Raw genomic sequence first — 11025 nt, forward strand, 5'->3', positions numbered from 1 at the left:
TATCTATAAAAAATAATGAAAAACTACATGGAAAGATCCGCCTTTGTATAAACATATACCTTAAGTTGATGGATGTGGGGTACCGCCACATCGCTATCAAGCTAACAAAATACAACGTCAATTATAGTAGAGGTTGTTTCTTTTTTCTAAAGGCTAGGTGTAGGGAATTTAAAGATTTGCATACGAAATAAACCCTAATGGGTTTCATTTTTTAAATTTAAGCCACTTGATTATCAGACATGGTACAATTGTAAACGACACCTAATATATCAAAGACTGTTTTTTTCTCATATCGATGAGATTTTCTCCCGTTTTGCTGTAGGAGGTTGAACAGGCGAATGAGAATCTTTGATAGCTCTTGGGTGTCTTTCTGTATAGCTTGGAAAAGAAGAAGAAAGTAATCTTTAATCATATAAATCGCTTTGTATTCACTCAGTTCTCGTTTCTTTTTCATAAGAAGTAATTGACGCATTTGAAACATGGTAGAAGAACAGAGTAGAATGGCAATCAATTGCCCATACAAATGGCATTCCAATCGTTCTCGTTTTATCTTTTTACAATGATGAATATGAAAGAATGATTTCCACGTTTTAAATAAAATCTCGATTTGCCAACGTAAAGAATACCAATCATGTACTTGTCCCATTGGGACAATATCTGTAGGAGTATTTGTAATATATACATTGATACCACTAAGTCGTTTACTACGAGCGGAATACTTCATTCCTTTCTTTTTTTCTCTTACGGTTTGATCTTGTAATCGTTTTTGCTGTTGTTCTTTTGTTAGTCGATGAACAATCACACGAGTTGGGACTTTATGAGTCATTCCTACGTAAGCGTTGGATATTTCACATGTTTGTCCTGGTTGAAGAGAGTTCATTAAAACCTCCATATCTATCTGGATATACTCTGTACCTTTCTTGATTCTGCCATCTTGAAAATAATTAGGGTTAGGATTTTTTTGATAAATACGTGTATTCGATTTGATACGTGAAATATAATAAGCCTTTTTCTCTTGTATATGTTGAAGATCTTTCAAATGAAAATAACCTAAATCTCGGATACATAAATCATTCGCTGTTACAGTTGGGACACACAGGGAACCGTAGGTTCGATTATGTTGTTTACCTGGGCCTGTATGAATATGAAGGAACTGTCCACTTAATAAATCATACTCAAGCTGTATCTTTACTCCCGCTGTATGGCTGCATCCTCCTGCACCTGGATAAACGAACGAAAAGGGATCTGGAAGTTGAAATGCAGTTGAATCTAAAATACGAATACGTTTGAAAATAGAAGTATATGGAGAAGAAATTGGCATAGATGAGGTCAATTTTTGGTTTAGTAGTTCAGCTAATAGGTGTTGTAAAAATTGGACGGCCGCTTTATTAAATCGTTGATTCAGTCCCTCTGGACTGATGAGTACTTCTGTTGATGCTTCTAAACAGCTAGATAATTGAGTTAAAGAAGTAGTAGCGACACTTTGGCTCATCCATACACATAAAGCGACTAAATCTTTTGCTTGGTATTTACTGGTTCGTTGTACGAAACCGACATCCCTAGCAAATCCTCGTAAGATATTTGGAGATAAAAATCTTTGAATTTCTTGAGCGAATAGTTGTAATTCGTCAGACACAGAAATAGACATACAAAAACGCCATCCTTTCCTATGATTCTACAAAAAGAATAGCGTGTTTTTTCATATTATAGATACGTTTTTTAGCTCGACGGCAATGTGGTGTTACCTCAAAGATAATTATTTTATTTGAATGTTGTAGTTTTAGAATAAAGTTTGATTAAAAGACTCCTTTTAATTTTTGTTTAGCAACAAAAAAAAGCAACTCCATTTTGATCAATCTTTTTTCAAAATGGAGTTGCTCTTTTAATATAAGAATGTAATTTTTATAAAACAGATTGATCGGGCAAATACCTCAAAGATTAGTTAGAGGAAGTGATTCCCTTCAGAAACTCATTTGTCTGCTTCAGACTAAGTATACTGGCCGGAGAGGCCATATCAAACTGATAGCCGTGACCCGCTTTTATCTCGTTGGGATCGAAAAATAAAGAAGTAACTGGGACGTCTTTTTCTTGAAGTGTAGCGACGAAAGTCCTGGCTTGTGTTTCAAATGAATTCGTGTTGCCGTCGGTTACAAATGCAGGAGGGAAGTCTTTAGTGATATACTTTGACAGATTTAAGACATCAAACTTCGGATTGTCCATCCAGTTCTTATCACCCAAAATGCCCCAGCCCATACGTTTGATTATGAATTGTTGCACGGGCTTTAGATCACTATGCTGAAATGCTGTAATATCGTAGGGGGCGCTATATAGTAATAAGCCCTTGATTGTATTCGTCGATACGGATTGCGGGACTCCCACGAGATTTGCATATTCAGAATTGGTTTGGATCAGGGCAAACTCCCCGGCCAAGAAAGCCCCCGCTGAGGAACCAGCCAAGATCACCTGCGATGGGTCCAAGGGGTATTTTTGAGCTAACTGCTGCAAATAAGACAATACCTCGCCGACTTGCTTCGTCTGATCAAACAAAGTGGCCCCTGGCGCTAACTCGTAATTCATGGATACTACAGCAAAGCCTTTCGAGGCTAGCGCCCTTGAATAATCGGCAGGCATATACTTGTCTCCACTAATAAAGCCTCCACCGTGGATAAAGATGATCACAGGCAGTGGCTTCGAATCAGTTTGAGGAAGGTAAAGGTCCAATTTATTTTCTTGGTACTTGGATGGATATGAGATGTCAGAGAGAACCCGAGTTTGTTTCATAAGAACGGGAAAATCGGATGGGTGGGAGCCAAAATTTTCAGGATTATTCTTGCTGCCGAGCATTTGGAGCGCCCAAATGCTCGGCTGAGGTGTCCAAATGGTGAAGGTAGCCATGATTAGAGCAAGCAACAAAACAGCAATCCCTGTAAACTTGACTAATTTGAAGTTGCGCTTTTTTTCTATTCGTCGGTTGGGTATTTGTACTTGTGTCATCGATTAACCTCCTACATCCATGTCCTCGGTCTGAATATAACCGGTTATTTTTAATATAAATTTCATGGACGGTATCGTTTATTTAATTATATCGCTTCTAAACTGAACCGTAATTCAAAAACTTATTTAATTAAAGCGCCCTTTAATTGAATAACAGAGAAGTTTCTATTAGCTAGTTTAGTCGAAAAAGGAAAAATATTAAGGTTGATATACAAAGACGTGTAGTGATCAACATATATACTGTAGTAATGATTATAATAATACTTATAATCATTAAAGACCATTCTATAACTGGAGAAAAGCATCCGTTCGTACTTAATGTATAAGAACTTACACCTAGTATTATAAAAAAGGGTCTGCTCAAACCTAAGCAGACCCTTTTCCTACTTGGAATACAGACGGAAAAATTGCACGTTAAATTTTCAAAGCTTGATATTCTTTGGTGGGAATGTAATTATTACTGAAAATGATCCAGTAGAACAAGAAAGACGTATTAGATATAATGATTTCGTTGCCTATGCAGTCATTTTTCAAAATGTTGTTGCTATAACTATGATTTTATGACACCTCAAAAGAGAGGGATATCGATTCTCACGAGAAAATCTGGTGATGTTAAGCCCATATATGACGAAGCATCTAAAACGTTTTGGCGATTATGTGATTGATTTACAAAACATTCCGTAACCAATAGAAGAGAATATAGCTGTATAAAAGATAAACAGGTCAATCTTCGGAAGTAAATTCCAGTCTATAACCCGTATTTACCCGTATCTCGTTTGAACTCCTTATAGGGAAGCGTTTTTTAAATGAATACAACTATGAATTAACTTTAACTGTTCTGTTTATATATTTTCTCACTTTTGTTTTCTACGCGATGTATAATGCTTTCTCCTTCAACATCAATGTTAGGCAAAATTTTATCCAGCCATTTTGGCAAGTACCAGGCTGACTTACCCATGAGAATCATGACTGCAGGTACGATTGTCATTCTCACGATGAATGCGTCAAAGAAAACACCGAATGTAAGAGCCATACCTATGGATTTAATGATGGTATCAGGCGCCAGCATGAATCCAATAAATACAGACATCATAATTAATCCCGCTGCGACTACGACTCTCCCGCTCTCCCGCATTCCTTCTACAATAGCTCTCTTCGGATCACCTGTATGCGTATATACTTCCCGCATCTTGCTCACTAGGAACACCTCATAGTCCATGGCGAGTCCGAACAAGATGCCAATCAGAATGACAGGCAAGAAGGCTAAAATTGGACCGGCAGCCGGGAACCCAAATATATTTTGGAAATGGCCATCCTGCACGAAAAATACCACGGCTCCCAACGTAGCACCAAGAGAAAGTAGAAACCCTAATACGGCTTTTAATGGAACGAGCAGAGATCTAAACACTAGAACTAAGAGTACATACGCAAGTCCCACAATAAGGGCAGCGAAAACTGGCAAGGCGTCACTCAGCTTTTGCACAATATCAATATTCATCGCTGCTGTGCCCGTTACCATTAGTTCAATTTCATTTTTTTTCTCGGTTTGGTTTGATTTGTCCCTGATTGCTTTTACCAAATCCTTTGTCTTTGTATCGTCAGGTCCAGCTTTTGGTGTAATAGAAATCATATAAATCTTTCCAGAAGGCCCAGGGATAGCTGGTGTCACACTTTTCACGTCAGGTAGGTTACCCAATTCTTTTGCGATGGTGTTCATAGCATTTTGCGTTTCAGCTGTTGCTTCTTCTGATTTTGCTACTACCATTAAAGAAGCATGAAATCCTTCCCCATACGCTTCCGTCAATAAATCATATGCTCTTCTTTCTGTCGTTTCTGTGGACTTTGTTGTTCCATCAGAAGGCAGGCCAAGGTTCATATGGAAAAACGGAATTGAAATCACTGCAAGTAGTCCGATTGAGAAGATCGTAACAATCAAAGGACGTCTTATGACAAATTCTCCCCATTTATTTGAACCAGCATGTTTCTTACCTGCCCCAGTCATCTTTTGCAAGAATCGATTTTGTTTAGATGGGGCAATCTTATGGCCGACAAGTCCCAAAATGGCTGGTAATATGATGACGGAAACCAACACAGCTGCAAGCACAGTAAAGGCAGCTGATACGCCCATCGCTGTCAGGAATGGAATCTTTGTAACAGACAGTCCCAAAAGACCTATAATAACAGTTAATCCCGCGAAGATTACGGCACTTCCCGCTGTTCCCGTTGCGATGGCAACAGATTCTGGAACAGAATCTCCTTGTGCAAGCTGCTGTCTAAAACGATTGATAATGAAGAGTGCATAGTCTATGCCTACTGCGAGTCCTAGCATAGCAGCTAATGATAAGGAAACTGATTGGATTTCCACATAATTGGTTCCAATCATGATTCCTAGCATTCCAATTGCTAATCCGATTATCGCAGTGAGAATCGGCAGTCCAGCTACTAAAAAAGACACAAAGGTAAATGCCAGGACTACGAAGGCAACAAGAACTCCGACAATTTCAGTCATACCTGAAGTCTCTGAGTCAGAAAACGTAACATCGCCTCCTGATAACTCCGTTTGAATGCCGGTATCCCTTGTTGTTTCAATACTATCTAAAATCTTATCTTTAGAAGCTTCTGTAACCTTTTCTGCTTTTATTTTGTACGTAACAACTGCATATCCAATTGTCTTATCTTCACTGAGGTTCTGCAGTTGCGTCGGTGCCGCCACAGAATCAACAGCTGAGTCTTTTTTTATCTCTTCAAGAACTCCTGCAATTTTCTGTTGTACTTCGGCTGACTCCAAGGTTTCGTTTTTTGGTGCTTTAAATGCCACTTTTACTTGGGCACCTGCTGGTTGCATCGCTTTAAATTCTTTTTCAATTACTTTTCCTGCTTTATCTGCTGGTGTATTCGGAATACTCAGCTCGTCCTTGAAAGAGGAACCCATGTTGACTGCAAAAAGCACTAATGCAATAAGAATTGCGAGTGCGCTGAATACAACCTTCTTCCTATGATTTACTGCCCAATATCCTAACTTATACAGATGTTTTGCCAATTGAATCTCATCCTATTCTTGTCGAAAATTTTACTTTTTCTTACGTTGTAATCAACAAACGCACAAACACTTATTTTCATATAATTTGCATAATAAGATTTTAAAATACTTATTATAGATTGTATCTGAATATCCCTCCCTATTTATAGATTGTAAAATGGCGGTAAACTTCCAATAGGAAACAACGGAAATGGCACACATTGACAGCAATAATGTCCTTTTATACAATGACGTTATCACTACACTAACAATTGTACTTACATGTGTAAGTATAGCAGTGAATTTTCATCTTTCAAGCACTATGTGCTGATTTGCACTTAAAACGAACAGAATGAAGGGATGTGTTAGCTTTGAGGAAGTCAAGAGAAGACAGTATACACTCTCAAACATACATTATGGAGGCATTGAGCGCACTGTTGCATGAACATAAATTGCAAGATATAACCGTAACAGCTATTTGTAAAAAGGCTGGAGTTGCCAGAGTCACATTCTACAAATACTACCGAAACGTTTACGACGTGGTACAAGCATCTGTGGATGAAATTGTTCAACAATTTTTAAAAGAGGTTGATAGTTTGGATCCATATGAAAGTATGCAGCTAATTATTGAATATATCATAGAGGGGTTTGTGTCTGCACAGAAGCCGTCAGGAAAGTTAATTGATTTAAATATATCTAGTATGATGCTTGAGTATTTGAATTATACAATGGAAAAGGTCTTTCAAGCGGACATTACGCATAATCATGACATGAGCAGAATGCAAATCCTGTTTTTAGCAGGCGGTATCTTCAATATTGTTACCGATTGGATTAAAAGAGGGTCAAGGGAGTCTCCTCAGGCACTTGCTGCAAAAATATACGAGATTCTTCCATATGGGACAACAGATACAAGGAATTTGGCAAATTCATGATACAACTGTTCTACCTTTTATTACATCTTAAAAAATAGGCACTACATAAAAAGCTGTAAGTAGTTCATCTAACCATAAACGACCGTTTTTGGTTAAAAGAGCAAAACCTTCTTTCATATAGTCTCGCCACACATCCATCAACTTAAGATCTCATAATACCCTCAGAACGAAAAATTTTTACATTTTGCTCGCTTTTTATTGTTTTGGGGTAACTCGTTCTTGTTAGCTTGATGGGCATGGGGTATCGCCACATGCCCATCAACTTAAGGGTGCTAAGTGGATATATGTGAGGGGTATTTAAAAAAATTTCTACGACTGTACTAAATATGGGCATAACAAATAAACCTATTAAATAGGTATTTTTAAAAATATTATGCAACTTTGAAACTTTGTGACAACGTATAATCATATACAACACCTAAGATATCAAAGACGGTTTTCTTCTTGTACCGGTGAGATTTTCTCCCATTTTTCTCTAAAAGATCAAATAAACGTAGTAAAACTTTTGATAATTCATGGATGCCCTGCTGTAATCCTTCATAAAACAATAGATAATAATTTTTTATCATATAGATGGATTTGTATTCACTTAGCTCTTTCTTTTTCTTATCCAAGAGTAACTGACGCATTTTGAACATCGTTGATGAACAAAGTAAAATACTAATGAGTTGTCCATATAAATGGCATTCTAAGCGCTCTTTCTTGATTTCTTTGCACTTGTCAATTTGAAAGAAAGATTTCCATGTTTTGAACAAGATTTCAATTTGCCAGCGTAATGAATACAAGTCGTGGATATGTTCCGTTGGAACATTTTCTGCAGAAAGATTCGTTATATACACGTTGATTCCACTCAACCTTTTACTTCGTTCTTTGTAGGTAATACCTTTCTTCTTTTCTTTTTTGGCTTGTTCCTTCAATCTTTTCTCTGTTTGTTCTTTTGTTAATCGATGAATAATAACACGAGCTGGTAATTTTTGATACTGCCCAATGTATGCTTCTGAAATCTCCATTGTTTGACCAGGGGTCAATTGATTCATGAGTTCTTCCATATCTAACTGAATATATAGTGTTCCTTTCTTCACGGTCCCATTTCGAAAATAATCTGGATTATCATTCTTACAATAGATTCGAGAATTTAATTTCAAACGTGAAACATAGTAACCTCCTTTATCATGGATCTTCTGTAAATCATGTAAGTCGAAATAACCCAAATCTCTTATGAACAAGTCTTTTGGTTGCATGGATTGTAGGCTTGTTGAACCAAAAGTTTTATCATTTTCTCTTCCTTCTCCTACATAAACGTGCAGAAACTTTCCACTTAATAGGTCATACTCCAATTGAATTTTAACTCCTGCAGTATGGCTACTTCCACCTGAACCTTGATAATGTGAAGAAAACTTATCAGGAAGCTGAAATGTTGTAGAATCTAGAACCCGAATGCGCTTAAATATCGTAGTATATTGATGAATCATTTCTTGTGTTGAATGGATTTTTTGAATTAGAAGGTTAGCTAGAACTTGTTCAAGAAACTGTACTGCGGAAACATTAAATCGTTGATTAAGTCCTTCAGGACTGATAAGAACACCGGTAGATACTTCAAGACAGCTACATAATTGTGTGAGTGATGTACTTGCCACCTGTTGACTAAGCCATACACATAAAGCAACTAATTCCTTTGCTTGATATTTACTCTTTCGCTGAACGAATCCTTTTTCTTTGGCCAGGTGTTCGAGAACATGAGGAGACATATGTCGTTGTAATTCTTCAGCAATCAGCTGAAGTTCATCAAGAATCGAAAGATTCATAAAGAAACGCCATCCTTTCCTATAATTCTACAGAAATAACTTCATTTTTACTGTATGGGTAGTGTAAAATCTTAGCTTGATATCGATGTAACGTGACCCAAAATAGCGGATAACCTACATTAGATAAAATACCAAAAAATACCTTTAAAATGATATAATAAAATATAGAATACTATACATAAAACTACAGGAGGCTATTAATGGATAAAATTTTTGAACATATGAAAACCAGGTTCATTTTAATGTGGGCTATTATCTCTTTTGTAATAATGATGTTTATTTTGACTTTATTATTCACAGAAATCCCTAAAGATGTAAAGTTGAATATTGCTCTTATTATTTCAATTTATGCTATCCCTATGTTTTGGATTGGTTTTAAATTTAAAAGATATAATATCTCGTTTAAAACTTACTTGTCAAAACCATCTTCCTTTTCTTTCAGAAAAATTTTTGCATCAGCAATTATGACTATGATTTTCGGGTTAGGTATGTTATTGCTAATCGTAATGGTATTCTCATTAATACCAAAGAGCACTTCGCTAGAGGATACAAACGAAATAGTTAAAACACAAAGCATGTGGTTTGTTTTAATGAAAGCTATAACTCTTTCTTTCGTTGCTCCTATCTGTGAAGAAATTTTGTTCAGAGGCTTTATTCTTAGTCGTTTTACATATAAATTCGGAATAAAAAAAGCAGTTATATTCTCTTCGATCTGCTTCGGTGTTTTACATCTAAACAATGTATTTGGAACCACAATATTTGGGATTATTTCTTGTTTAATGTACTTGAAAACTAAAAGTTTATTCCCTTCTATAATAGCTCACATGGTTAATAATATAATTGTAGCTTCAAGAGATATCTTTTCTGCTTTAAAGTCTACAACTACAAGCACACCTTCAGCACAACCTGAATTAACTATCATTCTTTTAATGTCTGTTGTGCTAATATCAATTGGTTTAATGTGGATTATTCCTTTTATTAGAAGACATTCTGAACTATTAAGATATGATAGTTTACCGCCTGTAAAGTACACCACAACCTAATTAAATTTGTTATGGTGTATAAAAATAGTAATAGAAGTTTTTGAGTAGTAAACGTAATCATTTTTAATACAGAAAAGGATAGATAAGGCTAAAATGCCTTTATCTATCCTTTTCTATCATATAGAAGGATTTTTTGTTCTGGGGGTGCTATAAAATGTTAGCTTGATGGCGATGTGGCGGGACCCCATGCCCATCAACTTAAGAATTCAGAACTACCCCAAAACGAAAAAATGAGCTTAATTCTCATATATAACTGTTGAGAAATAAAATTTTTGTTTTGGTGGTGCTTCAAAATATTAGCCTGATGGACATAAGGACGAGCCCCTAAAATACAATTCTGCTAGAAATTTTTGCTCTATATTCTCTTTTATTTATGATAGTTGATTAACAACACTTTCTAAAAATTTGTCTACCTTTTCTTTTGATGTATCCGGTGTATGATAACCAATCGTAAATGTAAGTCTTCCATTATAAAAGCTTGCACCCATTGAAAAGAATGGCGCATACATAATGGGTGATGTCATATACCCGTCCTCAGCTTGAACTTCACCAAACTGAATAGGTTCATCAGCGATCACCCCGAAATTTGTCAGTAATGGCAACGCCATCCCCATCTGTACAGCCTGTTCATATTGCTGATTATACATTTCCTTCACTGTAGATAGCTTCATTTCTGCCAGTAGCTCCATTCCTGCTGCTGAAGAAAGACCTGGATTTTGAGACTTTATTTTATCCATTGATTGTTTAACTCGAACAAGAGTCTGCTTAAATGTTTCATCGTCTTCCATTTTAATCACTGGCATTTCCATACCGGATAAGTTGCAAATAGCACCAGTTGTATTATTAGGCAGATATCGACGTAAATCAATTGTCAAGCCAATCATTTTTTCTGCAGTGCGAGGTTCTGCATACACAGTGAAATTTGATAAAGCTCGGAAGTATGCAGTCATGAATACATCATTCAAGGTAGCCTGTTGTGCTGTTGTCCATTGGGTTAAACGTAGAGTTTGCTCATGGCTCAATCGCCGTACGGACATTTGGGGAATTTTATTTTTGTTAGGTTGAGATGGAAAAGACCATAACGATGCCTGTTGTTCTTGGTTAGGACGATACGCACTTTTTATGTCCGATATTCCAGCGTATTTAAATACATGTGATTGATCTCGACAACTCTCATTTCCCTCATCAAATTCCTTTATAATTTGCTTCTTAGACCGTCCCAATGAAAGGTG

General features: G+C 36.5%; 7 protein-coding genes and 1 pseudogene. 3 read left to right on the forward strand and 5 right to left on the reverse strand.

Going from position 1 to position 11025, the window contains the following annotated elements; genetic code table 11:
- Positions 1–217: 217 nt before the first annotated feature.
- The gene (locus tag HFD78_RS28620; protein WP_000028456.1) at positions 218–1648 is read right to left on the reverse strand and encodes an IS4 family transposase; all 1431 of its coding nucleotides are present in this window, start codon (positions 1646–1648) and stop codon (positions 218–220) included.
- Positions 1649–1938: 290 nt separating this feature from the next.
- Positions 1939–2994, reverse strand: a complete 1056-nt coding sequence (locus tag HFD78_RS28625) for an alpha/beta hydrolase (RefSeq protein ID WP_000195524.1) — start codon at positions 2992–2994, stop codon at positions 1939–1941.
- Between the two features lie 420 nt (positions 2995–3414).
- Between HFD78_RS28625 and HFD78_RS30020 the strand changes: the two are divergent.
- Positions 3415–3678: pseudogene (locus HFD78_RS30020) on the forward strand (Tn3 family transposase); the annotation flags it as partial.
- 145 nt (positions 3679–3823) lie between these two features.
- Here HFD78_RS30020 and HFD78_RS28630 read toward each other — a convergent pair.
- Entirely contained in the window at positions 3824–6034 is a 2211-nt protein-coding gene (locus HFD78_RS28630; RefSeq protein ID WP_170952449.1) for an MMPL family transporter, read from the reverse strand.
- A 395-nt stretch (positions 6035–6429) separates the two neighbouring features.
- On the opposite strand from HFD78_RS28630, the gene HFD78_RS28635 reads away from it, so the two are divergent.
- Positions 6430–6945 (forward strand): TetR/AcrR family transcriptional regulator, encoded by a 516-nt coding sequence (locus HFD78_RS28635; protein WP_000387847.1) that lies wholly within the window; start codon positions 6430–6432, stop codon positions 6943–6945.
- Between the two features lie 371 nt (positions 6946–7316).
- On the opposite strand, the gene HFD78_RS28640 is transcribed toward HFD78_RS28635, so the two are convergent.
- On the reverse strand, positions 7317–8750 hold the full coding sequence (locus HFD78_RS28640; RefSeq protein ID WP_001053919.1) for an IS4 family transposase: 1434 nt from the start codon (positions 8748–8750) through the stop codon (positions 7317–7319).
- 200 nt (positions 8751–8950) lie between these two features.
- On the opposite strand from HFD78_RS28640, the gene HFD78_RS28645 reads away from it, so the two are divergent.
- Complete coding sequence (locus tag HFD78_RS28645) at positions 8951–9793, forward strand: type II CAAX endopeptidase family protein (protein ID WP_000357772.1); 843 nt, start codon at positions 8951–8953, stop codon at positions 9791–9793.
- 371 nt (positions 9794–10164) lie between these two features.
- Here HFD78_RS28645 and HFD78_RS28650 read toward each other — a convergent pair.
- Positions 10165–11025 (reverse strand): condensation domain-containing protein (locus HFD78_RS28650; protein ID WP_481747113.1); only part of this gene is annotated, 861 nt, incomplete at its 5' end.

Source organism: Bacillus sp. EKM501B (assembly GCF_011800505.1).
Taxonomy (GTDB): domain Bacteria; phylum Bacillota; class Bacilli; order Bacillales; family Bacillaceae_G; genus Bacillus_A; species Bacillus_A cereus.

Bases quoted from the DNA above. Each gene is read 5' to 3' on its own strand.
- HFD78_RS28620 (WP_000028456.1), bottom strand. From the start codon at position 1,648: ATGTCTATTTCTGTGTCTGACGAATTACAACTATTCGCTCAAGAAATT.
- HFD78_RS28625 (WP_000195524.1), bottom strand. From the start codon at position 2,994: ATGACACAAGTACAAATACCCAACCGACGAATAGAAAAAAAGCGCAAC.
- HFD78_RS28635 (WP_000387847.1), top strand. From the start codon at position 6,430: ATGGAGGCATTGAGCGCACTGTTGCATGAACATAAATTGCAAGATATA.
- HFD78_RS28640 (WP_001053919.1), bottom strand. From the start codon at position 8,750: ATGAATCTTTCGATTCTTGATGAACTTCAGCTGATTGCTGAAGAATTA.
- HFD78_RS28645 (WP_000357772.1), top strand. From the start codon at position 8,951: ATGGATAAAATTTTTGAACATATGAAAACCAGGTTCATTTTAATGTGG.